The sequence below is a fragment of the Pseudomonas sp. GW821-FHT02H06 genome (assembly GCF_059421525.1).
The window spans coordinates 37,719-55,469 of record NZ_JBWKVD010000007.1; the positions used below are offsets into that span (position 1 = coordinate 37,719).

Sequence of the window (17,751 nt, forward strand, 5' to 3'; positions counted from 1 at the left end):
TTCAAATCGCGTTGCGCAGACTGAGGTTTTCCGGATGCGGCTGCAGATAAACCTGCAGCGCAATGTACGGATCGGGGTGTCGGCGGAAATGGTGTTTGAGCAGCGTCAGCGGCACAACCAGCGGCACGATGCCCTGGTGGTACTGATTGATGACGCCCTGGATTTCTTTCTTGTCGGATGCGCTGAGGGTCTGGCGCAGATAACCGCACAGATGCTGCAGCACATTGGTGTGGGTGCGCCGGGTCGCCGGTTTTTTCAGCGCGCTCATCAATTGACTGAAGTAGCGCGGGGCGATCTCGGCAGGGTCATTCCGGCCCATGGTGCCCAGCAGATTCCCTAGCGCCTTGTACTGGACGGGATCGTTGGCCATCAACTGGTATTTATAGCGGGCGTGAAACTCAGTGAGCGCACGGCGGGTGATGCCGCTTTTCAGCAGCTCTTGCCACGCGGCATAGGCAAACACACGGGTGATGAAATTCTCCCGCAGCACCGGGTCGTTCAAACGGCCGTCTTCTTCAACCGGCAGATCAGGATGACGCGCGCAGAACGCCTGGGCATAAATGCCACGTCCGCCGGTTTCGAACGGCACGCCGTTATCGCGGTACACCTTGACGCGCTCCAGGCCACACGACGGCGATTTCTGCATGAAGATATAGCCGCAGATGTCGCTCATCTCAGTAGCCATGTGCTCGCCGTAATCAGCCAGTTGCTCGGTAACATCCATGGCGTGATGAACCGTGCCGATCGCCCGAGGGTGATCTGTGTCCCCCACCAAACGAATGGCTTCGCGAGGGATGCCCATACCGATGGCGACCTCGGGGCACGCCGGCACGAAATCGAAGTATTCGTTGAGGGCCCGGGTCAGAAGGTGCGATTCCTTGTGCCCGCCATTGAACCTGACCTCCACACCCATCAGGCAGGCGCTGACGCCCAGCTTGGGTTTGGAGGCTTGCTCTGATGAATGATCGAGTACAGCAGACATGACAAACCCTCGATGAACTTCTTATACAGATCCGTTTCTCTGTACAACATTTGCCCATCATAGGTTTGTAGCAGTGCAAGTCAAATAATTTGTACAAGATCGGTGAATGAAACGACAAGGTGCGGGAATTCAGCCGTAATGACGGGCTGAAGCGGCAGTTGGGAAGGGTTTACTTCCAACCCATCTGCCAGCTCTGGTCATTCTGCAGGGTCTGCCAAGCCAGCGTCTGGCTGCGCTTGGTCATGACGGCTTGCAGTTCGATCTCCAGCACCGTCCCTTCTTCATCACAAAACAACTCGGTGACCAAAAAGTGCTTTTCACGGTTTTGAGGAGACGCTGCCGTCCATTTCGACAGCAGCAGCTTGCGCGGGTTGATTCGATTCATTTGAGGTGTTCCAGCAGACGTCGCGCGGCTTCCTGACCACTCAGCCAGGCGCCTTCGACTCGGCCCGACAGGCACCAGTCGCCGCAGACGTACAGACCCAGATCTGCATCGGACAACGCGCCGACTTCGCGTCCGCCAGCCGGCCTTGCGTACAGCCAGCGGTGGGCGAGGGTGAATGCCGGGGCCGGCATCGCGCAATTCATCAGCTCGGCGAACGCGCCGTGCAAGTGATCGATGACGTCCTCCCTGGCCATGTCCACATGCTGGCGACTCCAGGCGCTGGTGGCGTGCAGAATCCAGGTGTCCATCTGGCTGTCGCGCCCGGGTTTGCTGCGATTGCGAGCCAGCCAGTCGATGGCACTGTCCTGCACGAAGCAGCCTTCGAGGGGCGTGTCCAGCGGGGTATCGAAAGCCAGCGCGACCGCCCAGGTCGGCTCCATCTTCACGCCCGCGACAACGCTCGCCAGTTTCGGCGCGTCGGCCAGCAGGGTCGTGGCCTGGGGCGCAGGGATGGCTATCACGACCTGACTGAACGGGCCGTGGCTTTGGCCTTCGGCGTCCAGCAGATTCCAGTGTTGTTCGCCACGGAAGACTTCGGTGATGCGGCAGGAAAAGGTCACCGGCATGTCGCCGAGCATGGCCCGGGTGATTGCACTCATGCGCGGCGCGCCGACCCAGCGCACTTGCTCGTCGGGCGACAGGCTGAGTTTTCCGCCGTGATAGTTGTAGAGCAGCGGCTTCCACTCGGCCACGTGGCCCTCGGCTTGCCACTGCTGGACGGCGGCGGCGAAGCGACGGTCGCGGGCGGTGAAGTATTGCGCGCCCATGTCCAGTGCGCCGGCATCGCTGCGTTTGCTGGACATCCGGCCGCCACTGCCGCGGCTCTTGTCAAAGAGATGAATGCTATGCCCGGCGGCTTGCAACGCCTGGGCGGCGGAGAGTCCGGCGATGCCGGTACCGATGATTGCAATGGGGACAGTCATAGGGGCCTCGTTACCTTGTCTGCACAGACTACGCCTCAGGCAAAAGCTGTACAATGCCGTTTTTCGGTATAAGTTGTCGCCCTGCACATGCAGGACGCGGACCTTTCCAAGGGCTCGCTGACAAGTCTGACGCTTTGCTTCAATCGTTCAACTGCACGATCGTGCTGTCCTAAAGAACAGCAGTGAAGTGGATCGCTCTAACCTGACCTAAAGTTGAGTGATCACTCCGCGCACGAGCTCATGGCTTGTGAAGAAATAGACTCCGCAATTGCGATGAACGCCACGTAAGGAACTCAGTCATGCACATCTTGCTGACCGGCGGTACAGGCTTGATAGGGCGTCGTTTGTGTAAACACTGGCTCGCGCAGGGCCATCAGCTGACGGTCTTGAGTCGCAAACCCGATGACGTTGCGCGGCTCTGCGGCGCCAACGTTCGCGGGATAGCTCACTTCGACGACATAGGCAGCCAGCACGTCGACGCGGTGATCAATCTGGCCGGCGCACCCATCGCCGACCGTCCGTGGACCCGCAAACGCAAAATACTGCTGTGGGACAGCCGCATCACCCTGACTGAGCAATTGGTCACGTGGCTTGAGCGCCGCGAGCAGAAACCCGACGTGTTGATATCCGGCTCGGCGGTAGGCTGGTATGGCGACGGCGGTGAGCGCGAGCTCGACGAAAATGCGCAACCGGTCAGCGAAGACTTCGCCAGCCGTCTGTGCATTGCCTGGGAAGAGACCGCGCAACGTGCCGAGACCCTGGGCATTCGCGTGGTGCTGGTGCGCACCGGACTGGTGTTGGCCGACGAAGGCGGCATGCTGCAGCGCCTGTTGCCGCCGTTCAAGATGGGCATGGGCGGGCCAATCGGCAACGGACGCCAATGGATGCCGTGGGTTCATATAGAAGATCAAATCGCCCTGATTGATTTTCTGATGAACCGGGACGATGCCCGAGGTCCTTATAATGCCTGCGCGCCATCACCGGCCCGCAACCGGGATTTCGCCAAGACCCTCGCGTCCGTGCTGCACCGACCATCCTTCATGCCGATGCCGGCCGTTGCGCTTCGAGTGTTGCTGGGCGAACTATCGATCCTGTTGCTGGGCGGTCAACGCGCCCGGCCAGACCGCCTGCAAGAGGCGGGTTTCACTTTCCGATTCACTGATCTGCGCGCGGCCCTGGAAAACCTTTTGGGCCGCCACTGACATCAAGGTGTTGCATGACCGATCACGCTTTATTGCTGGTTAATCTGGGTTCACCGGCGTCCACGTCGGTCGCTGACGTGCGCCGCTACCTCAATCAGTTCCTGATGGACCCTTACGTTATTGACGTGCCGTGGCCAGTGCGTCGCCTGATCGTGTCGCTGATTCTGATCAAGCGCCCGGAGCAGTCGGCCCATGCGTACGCGTCAATCTGGTGGGACGAGGGTTCGCCGCTGGTGGTGCTGAGCAAGCGACTTCAGCAGGCCATGGTCAAGGAATGGAAACACGGCCCGGTCGAACTGGCGATGCGTTACGGCGAGCCGTCGATCGAGACCGTGCTCACGCGCCTGGCAGCCCAGGGCATCAAAAAGGTCACGTTGGCGCCGCTGTATCCGCAGTTTGCGGACAGTACCGTGACCACGGTGATTGAAGAAGCCAAGCGCGTAGTGCGTGAGAAAAAGCTGAATTTTGACTTCTCGCTGCTGACGCCGTTCTTCAATCACCAGGAATACCTCGACGCCCTGGTGGCGAGCGTGCGGCCGCATCTGCAGCAGGATTACGATCACCTGCTGCTGAGTTTTCACGGTCTGCCCGAGCGGCATCTCACCAAGCTCGACCCGACCGGCAATCACTGTTTCAAGAGCGGCAACTGCTGTGAGACGGCGTCGCCTGAGGTCCTGGCGGTCTGCTACCGCGCCCAGTGCATGCGCTCAGCGGCAGAGTTCGCCAAGCTGATGGGGATTGCCGATGGCAAGTGGTCAGTGTCGTTTCAGTCGCGCCTGGGCCGCGCCAAGTGGATCGAACCCTACACCGAACCGCATCTGGAGGAGCTTGCTGCTCAAGGCGTGAAGCGACTGCTGGTCATGTGCCCGGCGTTTGTCGCGGACTGCATCGAAACGCTGGAAGAAATTGGTGATCGCGGGGCTGAAGTGTTCAGGGAAGCCGGGGGCGAGGAGCTGGTGCTGATTCCGTGTCTGAACGACGATCCAAACTGGGCGAAAGCGCTGAACACGCTGTGCGAAAAGGCACCGGCGATGGTGGTGTAATAACCTGAAATTAGGTGTTGTGTTCATTCCCCGTGGGATCGAGCTTGCTCGCGAATGCGTCTGTTCAAGCGGCATTGATGAACCTGATGCGCCGCCTTCGTGAGCAAGCTCACTCCCACAGTTTCGGTGTACGCCGCAAATCTAAGCTACTCCTACAGAATCCCAAAAAAAGGGGGCATCACGTGTGTGATGCCCCCTCTCTCATAACGCTTGCGAACTACGGCAACTGATCATCCAGGTGCTTGTTCTTCCACGCGTCATTCCCCGGCAGGATCAGGTTCAGCACGATGGCGGTCACGGCGCACAGCGCGATGCCTTTCATGCCGAAATCATCAGGGCCGTTGCCGGTGCCGATCAGCACGCCGCCGATGCCGAACACCAGCGTCACGGACACGATCACCAGATTGCGCGCCTCGGCCAGGTCGACCTTGTGGCGGATCAGCGTGTTCATGCCCACCGCCGCGATCGAGCCGAACAGCAGACACAGAATCCCGCCCATGACCGGCACCGGAATGCTTTGCAGCAACGCGCCGAACTTGCCGATGAAGGCCAGGGTAATGGCGAAAATCGCCGCCCAAGTCATGATCTTCGGGTTGTAGTTTTTCGTCAGCATCACTGCGCCGGTCACTTCGGCGTAGGTGGTGTTGGGCGGGCCACCGAAAGCGCCAGCCACGGTCGTCGCGATGCCGTCACCCAGCAAGGTGCGGTGCAGGCCGGGCTTCTTCAGGTAATCACGGCCCGTCACGCTGCCGACCGCAATCACGCCGCCGATGTGCTCGATGGCCGGAGCGAGTGCCACCGGTACGATGAACAGGATCGCCTGCCAGTTGAATTCCGGTGCCGTGAAGTGCGGCAAGGCCAGCCATGGCGCGGCAGCAATTTTCGCCGCATCGACCACGCCGAAATAGAACGACAGCGCAAAACCCACCAGCACGCCCGAGATGATCGGCACCAGGCGGAAGATGCCTTTGCCAAACACGGCAACGATCAACGTCGTCAGCAGCGCCGCCATCGAAATGATGATGGCGGTGTTGTACGGGATCAGCTCTGCGGCGCCGTCACCCGTCCGCCCCATTGCCATGTTGGCGGCAATGGGTGCCATCGCCAGACCAATGGAAATGATCACCGGCCCAATGACCACCGGCGGTAGCAGGCGGTCGATGAAACCGGTGCCTTTGATCTTCACGGCCAGGCCAAGGAAGGTGTAGACGAAGCCTGCTGCCATGACGCCGCCCATGGTCGCGGCCAGGCCGAACTGGCCCTTGGCGAGAATGATCGGGGTAATGAAAGCAAAGCTCGACGCGAGGAAGACCGGCACCTGACGGCCTGTCACCACCTGGAAGCACAGGGTGCCCAGGCCTGCCGTGAACAGCGCAACGTTGGGATCGAGGCCAGTGATCAGCGGCATCAATACCAGCGCGCCGAATGCCACGAACAGCATCTGCGCGCCCGACAGGATGGTGCGCCAGAGTGGATCGTTGAACTCATCCGGCTTCATCAGGCGTCCTTCTGCTTGGTGCCGAAAATCTTGTCGCCGGCATCGCCCAGGCCCGGAATGATGTAGCCGTGTTCGTTCAGTTGCTGATCGATGGACGCGGTGTAGATGTTGACGTCCGGGTGGGCCTTCTCGACGGTAGCGATGCCTTCCGGCGCGGCAACCAGCACCATCGCGCGGATGTCGCGGCAGCCGGCTTTTTTCAGCAGGTCGATGGTGGCAACCATCGAGGCGCCGGTGGCGAGCATCGGGTCGATGATCAGCGCCAGACGCTGGTCGATCTCGGGAGCGAGCTTTTCCAGGTACGTGTGGGCTTCGAGGGTTTCTTCATTGCGCGCGACGCCCACGGCACTGACCTTGGCGCCCGGGATCAGGCTGAGCACGCCTTCAAGCATGCCGATACCGGCCCGCAGGATCGGCACCACGGTGATCTTCTTGCCGGCGATCTTCTCGACCTGAACCGTGCCGGCCCAACCCTGAATCTCGTAGGTTTCCAGCGGCAGATCCTTGGTCGCTTCATACGTCAGCAGCGCGCCGACTTCCTGAGCCAGCTCACGAAAATTCTTGGTGCTGATATCGGCACGGCGCATCAGGCCGAGCTTGTGGCGGATCAGCGGATGGCGGATCTCACGAATGGGCATAGGGGAAAGGCTCCAGCGGGCGGGCAAAAAAAACGGCTTAGATTAATCTATTCAGCTGTAACTTGTCCTGACGGTTAGGTTCGCGTGTCGAGATTTCTGGAACGGCAGTGCAACGTTAGTCCAGAAACACTTGCCCTGATGTCGGCGGATGCGTACCTTTGCCCGCTTTTCCTTACACAGCCCCCTTGGAGAGCGTCATGTCCGCTGATCTCGAGCATATCCGTCAAGTCATGCGCGAGGCTGACTGCCTTTACAACGAGGCCGAAGTCGAAGCCTCCATCGCCCGCGTCGGCGAGCAAATCAATGGCGTGCTGGCCGACCGTAACCCGGTGGTATTTTGCGTCATGAACGGCGGCCTGATCTTCGCTGGCAAGCTGCTCACTCATCTGAATTTCCCGCTGGAAGCGTCCTACCTGCACGCTACCCGCTATCGCAATGAAACCAGCGGTGGCGACCTGTTCTGGAAAGCCAAACCTGAAGTTTCGTTCATCGACCGTGACGTGCTGATCATTGACGACATCCTTGACGAAGGTCACACCCTCGGGGCGATCATCGACTTCTGCAAACATGCCGGTGCAAGCGCTGTTCATACCGCTGTGCTGATCGACAAGGACCACGACCGCAAGGCGCGCCCTGACCTCAAAGCAGACTTCGTCGGCCTGCCTTGCATTGACCGCTACATCTTCGGTTACGGCATGGACTACAAAGGCTACTGGCGCAACGCGGCCGGGATCTACGCCGTTAAAGGCATGTAAGACAAGCATCGTCACAGTGTGGGAGTGAGCGTGCTCGCTCCCACACATGCCACATCTATCGATGTTTTGGGTGGTGCCGGGTCGATTGGAGGGTGTTGACGGTCGACAGGCACTCGCATGATAGAGTGCCCCCCACTTTTTCGGGAGGCGCCCATGTCGTTATCGTTTCGAACCACCGCTGCGTGGATGTTGCTGTTGACGCTGCCGCTCCCCGCACTCGCCGAACCCATGCACGCGCAGTACCTGCCGCCGGACGAGTTGTCCGTGCGCGAGGGCGAACCCGAGCAGCAGCAATTGCTGCAGATCACTGAGTATTCGGTGGTGATCGGCAGCCAGCGTCAGTCCAATCAGCAACCGATCCCGGTCACCTCGCCACTGATCCTGCGCCTGAAAGGCAAGCCCATGAACAAGGGCGCGACCATTGCCGACGTGCTGATCCACTTCGACGGCGAAAGCAAAAGCCTGAAAAAACCGACGTATGACGAGCCGTCGCGCACGCTGACGCTCTATTACCCGGCGACGCAATACCGCGTGCTCGTGGATTTGCTGCGTAACGAAAAGGTCTACTGCCAATTCCTCAGCTATGCCAACGGTCACGTCTGGGCCGACCTGCACACCGGCAGCGTACGCGCGCGTTGAGCCGGCGACCGGGCGGGGGGTAAACTGCCCGCCCGTGAAATGTCCCGCAAGTCAGTTGGAGTCAGCAATGCGTAAAGATAAAAAGCAGGTGATTGGCGATGAAATCGGCGACGCCCAGATCAAGCTGTTCCTGGATTTCGAGCCGGTTGACGCGACTTCGCCGTCGCTGCACAAGCTGATCAAGGCTTATCGAGGCCTGCGCGTTGACGATTTCGCGCGGTTTCTGACGTTCTTCAAGGAAGCCGGTTACGACCTCGACGGCAAAGACGAACACGGCAATGACTTCGTGGCGCTGATCAAGGATCAACGCAATGCCGAGGAATACATCGAACTGATCGACAGGGCGAAAGGCTGATTCGACCCGCTTCCCGGGCGCCGTCCCTCGGCGCCTGATGCTTCCCTCCGGTAATCAGATTCCTGCTTACGCGCTCTCACTACAGAATCGAAGGACCCTTCCTACCGCCTCCTTCGGCGTTTGCGACTATCGAAAGCGGCACGCTGATTCATACTCAGCCCCGTGACAACGCTCACAGGAACGCGAGCAGGACGCTCGCATCATCAAGCGAAAAGGAATTCATGACATGAACAACGTAAAGACTTGCTTCACGCGCACAATCGCCGCCATCGCAATGATGGTCGCGGCAGCATCCGCTCAGGCGGCTTACCCCAATAAAATCCAGCTCAACATGGAAATGTGGAATCAGACAGGCATCGACCTCGCGCTGGTATGGTCCAGCTGGGCCAAACCCAATGCTGATTACACCGGTTACGGCTTTTCGGCTGACGCACCCACTGCATCTGTGTCCATCCCGCTGAAGAATCCTCGCAATGATTCTGCGAGCTTCCGCGTGAGCGGCGAAGGCAAGACCTGCGAGTTCACGGCAGCCCACTCGGTGACGTTCAGTTGGGTCTCGATCACACCGGCGCCGGAGAAGTCGGCAACGGGCAGGTCGCTCGGAACAGTACCGGCGGAATGCATCGCATCGGTGACCAAAGGGACGAACTCGATGCAGGCGTACTCCGTCAGATTTGTGATGAAGTAGCGTTGAAGCTGCAGCCCGGATCTTCCGGTTAAAGCGGCTGCCATTGAGTGCAAAAACAGAAAACCCCGCCTGGTTTGGCGGGGTTTTCTTTTACAGCTTTTTGAAGCAACCCAACGATCAGGCGAAAGTGGCTGCTTCGCTGTTCTGCACCAGATCCAGGCTGGCATCGCTCTGAGCACTGACACGCTGATAAAGCTGCGCATCGGTTTCCAGTGCCTTTTCGCGAGCCGGGAAGATCTCGTTCAGCTTGGTGGCCCACTCGGTGCGCGCCTTGTCCGGGAAGCAACGTTCGATCAGGTCCAGCATGATCGACACGGTCACTGAAGCGCCCGGCGAGGCGCCCAGCAGTGCGGCAAGGGAGCCGTCCTTCGCCGACACCAGCTCGGTACCGAACTGCAAAACGCCGCCTTTTTTCGGGTCCTTCTTGATGATCTGTACCCGTTGACCGGCCACTTCCAGGCGCCAGTCTTCGGCTTTGGCTTCCGGGTAGAAACGGCGCAGTGCATCGAGCCGCTGTTCCATCGACTGCCGCACTTCACTGATCAGGTACTTGGTCAGGTCCATGTTGTCGCGGGCCACTGCCAGCATCGGCGCGATGTTGGCTGCGCGGATCGACAGCGGCAGGTCCAGCAGTGAACCGTGCTTGAGGAACTTGGTGGTAAAGCCGGCGTAAGGTCCGAACAGCAGGGACTTCTTGCCGTCGACAACGCGGGTGTCCAGGTGTGGCACCGACATCGGTGGCGAACCCACTGCCGCCTGGCTGTACACCTTGGCCTGATGATGCTTCACCACTTCAGGGTTATCGCAACGCAGCCACTGGCCGCTCACCGGGAAGCCGCCGAAACCCTTGCCTTCCTCAATGCCGGACATCTGCAGCAATGGCAACGCCGCGCCGCCTGCGCCCAGGAACACGAATTTGGCGTCGATGTTGCGAGTCTCGCCGCTGTTCACGTCCTTGATGGTGACGGTCCAGCCGTCATGCTGGCGGCTCAGGTCGGTGACGCGTTTGCAGTATTTGACCTGCGCATCGGGCGCGCTGGCCAAGTGCTTGAGCAGCATGTTGGTCAGGTTGCCGAAGTTGACGTCGGTGCCGTGCATGACCCGCGTCGCCGCGATAGGCTCATCGGCTGGACGGCCGGGTATCATCAGCGGCATCCACTCTGCCAGCTTGCTTTTGTCTTCGGTGTATTCCATCGAGGAAAAGGCGTGGTGCGGACGCAGTGCTTCGTAGCGTTTTTTCAGGTACGCCATGCCTTTTTCGCCCTGAACGAAACTCAGGTGCGGAACCGGCGTGATGAACGAGCGCGAGGAGCCGAACGTGCCTTTGCGAGCCAAGTAGGCCCAGAACTGTTTGGAGACTTCGAACTGGGTGTTGATGTGAATCGCTTTCTTGGTGTCGATCGAGCCGTCGGCCGCTTCCGGCGTGTAGTTCAGCTCGCACAGCCCGGCGTGGCCGGTACCTGCGTTGTTCCAGGGGTTGGAGCTCTCTGCAGCACCGGAATCCATCAGCTCGACGACTTCAACCTTGAGGCTCGGGTCCAGCTCTTTGAGCAGTACGGCGAGGGTGGCACTCATGATGCCTGCCCCGACCAGCACTACGTCGACTGCTTCGTTATGCGCCATTAACGCGTCTCCAAAATCTGCAGCACCAAATTGACGGCATGCGTTCCCGTGGTCAGTCGCCAGGTTCGGGCGGCGCGGTGTTCGCGCAGTGCCTCGTTCAACCTGGCCGGGATCGCCATGTCCGATTCTTCGCAATTTTTTGCATCTTCAGCGGACGCCACCGAATGAGCCTGGTTGATGCTTTTATAAGGCAAGCATGAACGCATTTTTCGGCCCGTACAGCCATTCGACTATCGTCAAGGCGTCCGGTTGTGCAACCAAATCCGTAGCGGACAGGCTTCAGGCTCTTTTGACGGAGACTGCGGTGCGGTCGGTCCTTTGCAAGGGGGCTGGGTCAGACGCTAACGGTGCATTTACAAACGCGAAACTATTCATTTGCTTGCCACACTCTTGTGAAGTTGTGAAAACCCGTTTTTTTTCACGCTCTTTTGGAGACGCGAACCTCAAAAAGGGCTGCGCGATGGCAGCTCTGCAGATCAGGTTCATACGCGATGTGAGGCAAGAACTGGCGAAGGACGTTCGGAGTAGTCGACGATCCGGCGTCTGCGCTGCGGCCACATCGGGCTGCACATGTCTGTGTGGAAGGCTCTCTGTGGGCGTTACGAAGGAGTCGATAATGGCTATCGACGATGCTGCGAGGCCCGATCAGGAGACGTCCTTATAATCGGGGGAAGATTATAGCGATGAAACGGGCAGAAATGATCCAGGAAAAATGACTTTTATTCGTCTTTTGGTCAGATGCTGAGCATATGCCGGGCGGTAATCGCACGTGACCGGGAAGTCACGCGGGCGCTGGAGGGGAGTGGGCGCTGCAGCCAGCACAGGTTTGCTTCGTGGACTTCGACCCAGCCCTGACCACAGGGCGTTTCCGCGCAGTGCTTGAATGCCAGGCAAATGCCGTGCTGGTCCAGACGGGCATAGTGACGATGACGGCGGCGCAACGAGAACAACGACCAAAGAAAGTCCATGGCAGGACTCCTTGCTGGAGAGTTGAAAAAAGTATGGCCGGCAGGCATGACACCGCTGTGACGTTGCGATTGCGCAATTGTGTTGATTTTGATCGTGTGGACACCGTCGTCTACCCGGAACCGGTGGGATGGCACTTTGTCGTATCTTTACCCTAGTGAGCGGCCTTGGGAGGTCGCTATACTGCGGCACATTTTGTGCCTTGGCCCATGGAGAAATGAGCATGTTGCGTCGCGTTCTGTTCGGTTTGCTTGCCGCTGGCAGTCTGACCCTGGCGGGCTGTGCCCACAGCCCGCAATCCCTTACCCCGGAACCCAAGCTGAACGCTCAACTGGCGCCGGTCGGCCACGGCCAGCAAGTGGTCGTGCGCGTGGTTGACGGTCGTCAGTCGCAGCAACTGGGCACCCGTGGTGGCCTGTACCCGGAAACCAGTTCGATCACCGTCAACGGTCAGCAGTTGCTGCCGCAGCTGCAGGCTCAGGCTGAAGCCGGCGTGCGGTTGCTGGGTTTCACGCCCGTGCAGAATGGTAATGGTCCGCAGCTGACCGTCACCTTGGCAGACCTGAAGTATCAATCGCCGAAAGAAGGCCTGTACGTCACCGAAGCCAACATCAGCTCTACGTTCCGCGCTGACGTTCAGAACGCCGGCCGTAACTACAGCGGTCGCTACGCGGCCTCACTGGATCAACGCTTCGGCATGGCGCCAAACGAAGAGACCAACACCAAGCTGATCAGCGACGTGCTCAGTGACGCACTGACCCGCCTGTTCCAGGATCAGACGATTGGCCGCACCCTCGGCCAGTAAGTTCAGCGCCTGCTTCTGACGTACAAAAAAGCCCCGGTTTCGCGAGAAGCCGGGGCTTTTTGTTTGTTCAGCGGCGTCACCTGGGGCTCGCAGCGCGGGGGTCAAGCCGCCTGATAGAAATCCAGAAAACTGAAACCGGTCTGCAGATCCACTTCCGGCAGATCGTTGTGCGCATGGCCGCCGAGCGCGCAGTACACCAGCCAGTGCCTGTCCTGAACGTTGAACGCCAGTGCGTCGATCAATGCTTCCTGTTCGTCGCTGGGGGCGATGAGGTAAAGGCGGTCCTGGTTGTGGGCGTGCAGCATGACGCTCTCCGTGGCGGTGGGTCGATTTGAGGTCCCACACAGTGCCCGGTTCAGGTGACGTTAAGGTGACAGCGACTAGTGTGAGCGGCAGATCCAAACAGAGTCTGCGGCGCCCATTAATCCGGCGTCATCGAGGCACCATGTCGCTTATCCATCACGCCCCCGGTCTCGCCATCAACCTCTGCGCCTTGCTCGCCGCCGGCCCCGGCATCTGGCTGCTGCACACCACCCGCACTCGCGAGCAGCGGGAGATGGCCCATCTGCACCATCTCACCGAACAAGCCCCAATCGACGAACCCATGCACCTGATGGATGTGCCCACCTTGCGCATGATCCGCCTGAGCTATCGGTTCGGCACGGCGTGCCTCGCGTTCGCGCTGCTGTTGTCGTGGGTGAGCACCAAGCTGTGATCGCTTAAAAGGCCAGCGTCGCCCTGGCGTTCAGGGTCTGATCCGACGCATCGCTGCTCACTTGTCCGTTGTAACTCAGCCCGACGCTCAGCGTGTCGCTCAAGCCCAGATCGACCCCCGCACCAAGCACTGCTGCGCTGCGGGCAATCGGTGCGCCGGAGAGATCGAAGGTGTCGCCGCCGCTGAAGGCCGCGCGGCTCTCTGGCGTCACGTCACCGTAGGCGCGACGCCAGCCCAGTGTCGCGTTGGGCTTGATCGTGACGCTGCCCGCATTCAAGCGAGTAGCCGCACGCAGGCCGAGGGTGCTGAAGGTGATGTTGTTGTCCTGAGACTTGTTCTCCAGCCTGATCGCGTTGCTGTTTTCATCGAAGGAATCCGTGTCCAGTCGCACATGGGCGAGGTTGGCGAAGGGCTCAAGTTGCGCATTGCCCAGCTCGATGGCGTAACCCAGTTCGCCAAATACCTGATTGGTCGCCGCATTGTAATCTTCCTTGAAGTGCTCGGAAGCACCGGGCAAGTCCAGCGTGCGCTTGGCTGTCAGCTCGTGCCAGGTGCGTACCGCGCCGAGGCGCAGGCCCAACTGGCCCCACTTGGCGCCGGCATAGACGCCCAGATGGTAGTTGTCGCTGTCGGTGGAGCCGGAGGCATGGCGCAGGTCGAAGCTGCTGTTGCTGAAACCGGCCATCGCGCCCACGCGCCAGGTGTCGTCGAGCGGCACGTCAGCGCCGAACAGCAAACCGCTGGTGTGCGTGTCGAGGCCCGACACATCACGGGTGCTGTCGGTTTTGCCGGTCGCACCGATGGCCTGAGTCCAAACCACGCCACGGGAGTCGTCACCGACGAGGGTTTGCGTCGTGCCGCAAAGTGCCGGTGCTGACTGCGCTTGTTGCAAGCGATCGTTCACGGCGTTGCGCACCAGACGGCTGTCCTCGATCAGCGCGGACTGCGTCGACGCATGCAGCTCATTGGACAGTGCCTTGAACGTGGCCTGGGCGGTCGACGTATCGTCCTGCACCACTTCACGCCAAAGCGCGTTGCCAGCGCCCGCGCTGTCCAGCCCTTGCGCGACGGCTCGGGCATTGCGGGTCGTCGCCAGGCTGGCGAAGGTCTGTGCGTTGCGGTCTAGGATCAGTCCGACATCGGTCGCCGTGTAATTCAGCGTCGGGGTGAGAAAAGCGAAGTTGGTTTGCACGTTGGCAAACGCACTGCTGACGCCACCGGCTGCCGAGAGAATCGAGTAACGGCTCGCGGCCAGCCAGTTACCGCCTTCAACCAGCGACAGCGTGCTGTTATTGAGGGTTGCACGGCCGCTGGCGACGATGCGGTCGGCATTGCCATTGGCGTCCGATTCGACCTGGTAGACCGAGCCCTGAGCAAGGTTTACATCACCGTTGACGTTCAGTTGCCCGACCGAATTACCCGGTGCAACCACGCCACCCCGAGCGACATTGATGCCCCCGACGGTGCCATTGCCACCCAGCGTTGCGCCTTGCTGCACGCTGACGATGGAGTTGCCCAGGTTACCGTTGACCGCCAGCCGGCCCGCTTGCACCGTCGTTGCACCGGACAGGCTGTTGTTGCCCGTCAGGTTCAGCGAGCCGACGCCACGTTTGATCAACGCACCGTTGCCCGTCAGGGTGTTGGCGAGGGTGTCGTTGGTCGACTGATCGACGACCAGCGTCGCGTTGTCGGTGATCGTCCCGCTGCCGAACGCCTTGGCATGGCCGGTCAGCACGCCACCGTTGATCACGGTGCCGCCCGAGTAAGTGTTATTGCCGGTCAGCATCAGATTGCCGCTGCCGTTTTTGATCAGCCCGCCGTTGCCGCTGATGTCGTTGCGCCAGGCGTCGATGGCGTTATAGCCGCCGAGGCTGGCGTCCATGTTGACCGTGACGTTGGAATTGAATGCCGCATAACCATCGCCCGCAGCGTACAGGTTCAGGCGGCCGTAGCCACCTGACTGATCGATCACCGCATAGCCTGAGGAGATTTCAGTGGTCGCCAGAATCTCGCGCCGCTGACTGGCGTCCAGGTAAGGGAAGCGGGTTTCCAGCAACACTTCGGCGTTGGTTGGCACCACGGCGGCCAGGTTGGTCGGGCCCACCGGATCGAAGCCGTAGGTCATGCGCGAGGTGAACAGCGCCTTGTCCTGAGCGTGTTGAGACGTGCGATCGGTGGCCGGGTCAATGCTCGCCATGCAGTTGTTGACGTCGCCGCCGCATTGCGTCGTGAAATAACTCAGTGCCTGAGCACGCGCATCGGTGCGCAGTTGGGCATTGGCCGGGTTGGAGAGGTTGTCGATGGCGAAGTACGTTGCGGTGATGCGTCCACCCATCACGTCGAACGGTGAGTGCATGCCGGCTTCAATGCGGTTGTCGCCAATTTCCGAGGCGCGCAGCATCAACTCGCTGAAACGCTCGGGAACGGCATAAGCCAGTGCGTATGAAGACAGGTACGCGGCGTTGGTATGGCCGCTGGGGAAACCCGAGTCGCTGGCCGGCGTGGTGCTTTCCGCCGGGCGCAGGGAGGGCGCGACCACGAAGTCCAGGCTCTGACCATCCAGGCTTTGACGCCATGGTCGCGGATACAAATAGTGGGATTTGGCGGGCGTTGTCGAGGCGTCGTTGCGTACAGCGCTGACCAGGTCGACGACTTTGCCCAGCGCCGAAGACGAACTGCCTGCGCCATTGCCTTTATCGTCGTATTTGACGGTTTTGTTGCTGTCGTCGAATTGCGTGATGGTCGTGAAGGCGCCAGCGCCTGCCTTGTAGGCAGCGCTCAACGAGCCCAGGCCGCTGATGGCGCTGTAGCTCTGGTCACGGCGGTCATCGAAGTAGGCGGCGGTTTCCTGGGCGAGGGTCCGAGTGTTGGCGCGGTCGACCACGATTTGCAGGTTGCGCCGTAGCAGACTCTGACCCAGAGCTGTGGGTGTGCCCGTGTCCCAGGTCGCGCCGGTCGTCCACAATGTGTTGAATCCGGAAAGCAGGTCGACACCGTTGATGGTGTCGTCTCCCGCCCTGCTCGCGGCCTGGACCGATACGGCGAGCACTGAAAGTACCAGGGAAGACACCATTACATGGGCAACCGGTTTGCTGGATCGCATAGCGTACGCCTTCACTCATTTGGATAGCCGACGACCCTAGCAACCGTGTCTTACGCTTGAGTGTGTCAGCGGTGACACATTTGTGAAGGTGGATCTCGCCAAATCAACGCAGGCGCACAACGAAAAACGGCGCCCTTATGGCGCCGTTTTTCGTGAAAGGGAAGGGGACATTAAAGCGGCAACCCGGCCTTCACCCGGTACTGATTGCGCACTGGCATGGCGTATTGCTGAATCAGAAACGGACGGTGCTCGGCAGGGCAGCCATTGAGTCGGCGCTGCCATTCCTCTTGAGCGCGTTCCAGTTCGTCTACCGGGAACACTTGAGCCGCGTTCGGCACTTGGAGCGCCGGCTCGGCGTTGGCCCATTGCGCGTACGCGAGGTAGTGCACCGGGAACAGCCGATAGCCGCCGAGAATCTGCCGGTCCATTTCGATGGCCAGCAGTTTGGTGTCCTCGAACAGCTCGGTGATCGGCGGGGCAAAGTTTACGTGCACGCGGCCTTTGTAGCCGGTGATTCCCAGCGCGATGCTGACGTCGTCCTCGCCCGGCACTTTGGTGTAACTGCCTGTGGTGGCGCGGATGTACAGCTCCCGCGCCTTGGCGTGATCGCACGGGTCGTATTCGTAGCTGATCGACACCGGCGTCAGGTTCAACGACTGAATGACTTCGCCAAACGGCTCGTCTTTACGGCTCATGTGGAACATCTTGAGGATGGCCGACTCGGTTCGGTCGTCGCCGTCTTTGGCGCGGCCTTCAGCCTGGGCGATCCAGATCGACTGGCAGTCATTGCGGATGGAATGATTGATGTACGCCGACAGCAACTGGTAAGCCGCCATCTTCTCGCGACGCCCGGTGATCGAGCGGTGCACGATGAAGCTCTTGTTCAGGCGCATCAGGTCGCTGACGAAAGGCTTTTGCAGCAGGTTGTCGCCAATGGCGATGCGCGGCGTTGGCAGCCCCGCGTGGTAGACCGCGTAATTGACGAAAGCAGGGTCCATCACAATGTCGCGGTGGTTAGCCAGAAACAGGTACGCAACCCCTGACTTGAACTGCTCGACGCCGGTGTAGGTCACACCGTCAGTGGCGCGTTCGATGGTGTGATCGACGTAATGCTCGACCTTGTCCTGCAGGGCCGCGACGGTGTCGATGCCGGCGAACTGGCGACGCAACTTGCGCGCGATGGCCGGTTGCAGAATCCAGCCGAGGGAGCCGGCCAGGCGCGGAAATCGGAAATGCGTGAGGATCGCGAGGAACGCCTTGTCACCCAGCAGCCGATCAAGTACGGCTTTTACTTCGGTGTCGTCGTACGGTCGGATGGCATCGAATTCGCCCATCATGCTCTCTTGTCGGAAACGGCTAAGGTAAAGGAGG

At 60.2% G+C, this 17,751-nt stretch carries 19 protein-coding genes; 8 read left to right on the top strand and 11 right to left on the bottom strand.

All coding sequences use genetic code 11. The features are described 5' to 3' along the window. Position 1: 1 nt before the first annotated feature. From AC07VF_RS13370 to AC07VF_RS13380, 3 genes are all read right to left on the bottom strand, one after another. Positions 2-982: a YbgA family protein gene (locus tag AC07VF_RS13370; protein WP_192174941.1), complete on the bottom strand. Its 981-nt coding sequence runs from the start codon at positions 980-982 to the stop codon at positions 2-4. 169 nt (positions 983-1,151) lie between these two features. Beyond that, positions 1,152-1,367 carry a TIGR02450 family Trp-rich protein gene (locus AC07VF_RS13375; RefSeq protein ID WP_192174940.1) on the bottom strand — a complete coding sequence of 72 codons (216 nt, stop codon included), beginning with the start codon at positions 1,365-1,367 and terminating at the stop codon, positions 1,152-1,154. Further along, positions 1,364-2,350, bottom strand: a complete 987-nt coding sequence (locus AC07VF_RS13380) for an NAD(P)/FAD-dependent oxidoreductase (RefSeq protein WP_192174939.1) — start codon at positions 2,348-2,350, stop codon at positions 1,364-1,366. Before AC07VF_RS13380 ends, AC07VF_RS13375 begins: the two co-directional genes overlap by 4 nt. A gap of 299 nt (positions 2,351-2,649) precedes the next feature. On the opposite strand from AC07VF_RS13380, the gene AC07VF_RS13385 reads away from it, so the two are divergent. Beyond that, complete coding sequence (locus tag AC07VF_RS13385; RefSeq protein WP_192174938.1) at positions 2,650-3,552, top strand: TIGR01777 family oxidoreductase; 903 nt, start codon at positions 2,650-2,652, stop codon at positions 3,550-3,552. 14 nt (positions 3,553-3,566) lie between these two features. Further along, positions 3,567-4,595, top strand: coding sequence for a ferrochelatase (hemH, locus tag AC07VF_RS13390; protein WP_192174937.1), 1,029 nt, complete (start codon positions 3,567-3,569; stop codon positions 4,593-4,595). Between the two features lie 217 nt (positions 4,596-4,812). Here the strand turns inward: hemH and AC07VF_RS13395 are convergent, their stop codons facing one another. Together AC07VF_RS13395 and upp are read right to left on the bottom strand one after the other, a co-directional pair. Next, complete coding sequence (locus tag AC07VF_RS13395) at positions 4,813-6,093, bottom strand: uracil-xanthine permease family protein (RefSeq protein WP_346631453.1); 1,281 nt, start codon at positions 6,091-6,093, stop codon at positions 4,813-4,815. After that, positions 6,093-6,731 carry a uracil phosphoribosyltransferase gene (upp, locus tag AC07VF_RS13400; RefSeq protein WP_133771905.1) on the bottom strand — a complete coding sequence of 213 codons (639 nt, stop codon included), beginning with the start codon at positions 6,729-6,731 and terminating at the stop codon, positions 6,093-6,095. Before upp ends, AC07VF_RS13395 begins: the two co-directional genes overlap by 1 nt. A 197-nt stretch (positions 6,732-6,928) precedes the next feature. Between upp and AC07VF_RS13405 the strand changes: the two genes are divergently transcribed. The 4 genes from AC07VF_RS13405 (at position 6,929) to AC07VF_RS13420 (ending at position 9,168) form a co-directional block, all read left to right on the top strand. Further along, the gene (locus AC07VF_RS13405; protein ID WP_346626971.1) at positions 6,929-7,486 is read left to right on the top strand and encodes a hypoxanthine-guanine phosphoribosyltransferase; all 558 of its coding nucleotides are present in this window, start codon (positions 6,929-6,931) and stop codon (positions 7,484-7,486) included. Between the two features lie 153 nt (positions 7,487-7,639). After that, positions 7,640-8,125: a hypothetical protein gene (locus AC07VF_RS13410; RefSeq protein ID WP_495009151.1), complete on the top strand. Its 486-nt coding sequence runs from the start codon at positions 7,640-7,642 to the stop codon at positions 8,123-8,125. 67 nt (positions 8,126-8,192) lie between these two features. Continuing rightward, positions 8,193-8,480: a PA4642 family protein gene (locus AC07VF_RS13415; protein ID WP_192174933.1), complete on the top strand. Its 288-nt coding sequence runs from the start codon at positions 8,193-8,195 to the stop codon at positions 8,478-8,480. Between the two features lie 226 nt (positions 8,481-8,706). Next, positions 8,707-9,168, top strand: a complete 462-nt coding sequence (locus AC07VF_RS13420; protein ID WP_192174932.1) for a hypothetical protein — start codon at positions 8,707-8,709, stop codon at positions 9,166-9,168. Positions 9,169-9,285: 117 nt separating this feature from the next. Here AC07VF_RS13420 and mqo read toward each other — a convergent pair whose 3' ends face one another. The 3 genes from mqo to AC07VF_RS13435 form a co-directional block, all read right to left on the bottom strand. Then, entirely contained in the window at positions 9,286-10,791 is a 1,506-nt protein-coding gene (gene mqo, locus AC07VF_RS13425) for a malate dehydrogenase (quinone) (protein WP_495009150.1), read from the bottom strand. Further along, positions 10,791-10,985 (bottom strand): hypothetical protein, encoded by a 195-nt coding sequence (locus AC07VF_RS13430; protein WP_495009149.1) that lies wholly within the window; start codon positions 10,983-10,985, stop codon positions 10,791-10,793. Before AC07VF_RS13430 ends, mqo begins: the two co-directional genes overlap by 1 nt. A gap of 540 nt (positions 10,986-11,525) precedes the next feature. Then, positions 11,526-11,759 carry a hypothetical protein gene (locus AC07VF_RS13435; RefSeq protein WP_346626974.1) on the bottom strand — a complete coding sequence of 78 codons (234 nt, stop codon included), beginning with the start codon at positions 11,757-11,759 and terminating at the stop codon, positions 11,526-11,528. 221 nt (positions 11,760-11,980) lie between these two features. Between AC07VF_RS13435 and AC07VF_RS13440 the strand changes: the two genes are divergently transcribed. Further along, on the top strand, positions 11,981-12,562 hold the full coding sequence (locus AC07VF_RS13440) for a YajG family lipoprotein (RefSeq protein WP_192174929.1): 582 nt from the start codon (positions 11,981-11,983) through the stop codon (positions 12,560-12,562). Positions 12,563-12,663: 101 nt separating this feature from the next. Here AC07VF_RS13440 and AC07VF_RS13445 read toward each other — a convergent pair whose 3' ends face one another. Continuing rightward, complete coding sequence (locus AC07VF_RS13445; protein WP_065991803.1) at positions 12,664-12,867, bottom strand: hypothetical protein; 204 nt, start codon at positions 12,865-12,867, stop codon at positions 12,664-12,666. Positions 12,868-13,007: 140 nt separating this feature from the next. On the opposite strand from AC07VF_RS13445, the gene AC07VF_RS13450 reads away from it, so the two are divergent. Next, complete coding sequence (locus AC07VF_RS13450; RefSeq protein ID WP_172609708.1) at positions 13,008-13,277, top strand: hypothetical protein; 270 nt, start codon at positions 13,008-13,010, stop codon at positions 13,275-13,277. Between the two features lie 4 nt (positions 13,278-13,281). Here the strand turns inward: AC07VF_RS13450 and AC07VF_RS13455 are convergent, their stop codons facing one another. Further along, complete coding sequence (locus tag AC07VF_RS13455) at positions 13,282-16,380, bottom strand: autotransporter domain-containing protein (RefSeq protein ID WP_495009148.1); 3,099 nt, start codon at positions 16,378-16,380, stop codon at positions 13,282-13,284. A 170-nt stretch (positions 16,381-16,550) separates the two neighbouring features. After that, positions 16,551-17,714, bottom strand: coding sequence for a 1-acyl-sn-glycerol-3-phosphate acyltransferase (locus AC07VF_RS13460; RefSeq protein ID WP_192174927.1), 1,164 nt, complete (start codon positions 17,712-17,714; stop codon positions 16,551-16,553). Positions 17,715-17,751: the final 37 nt, after the last annotated feature.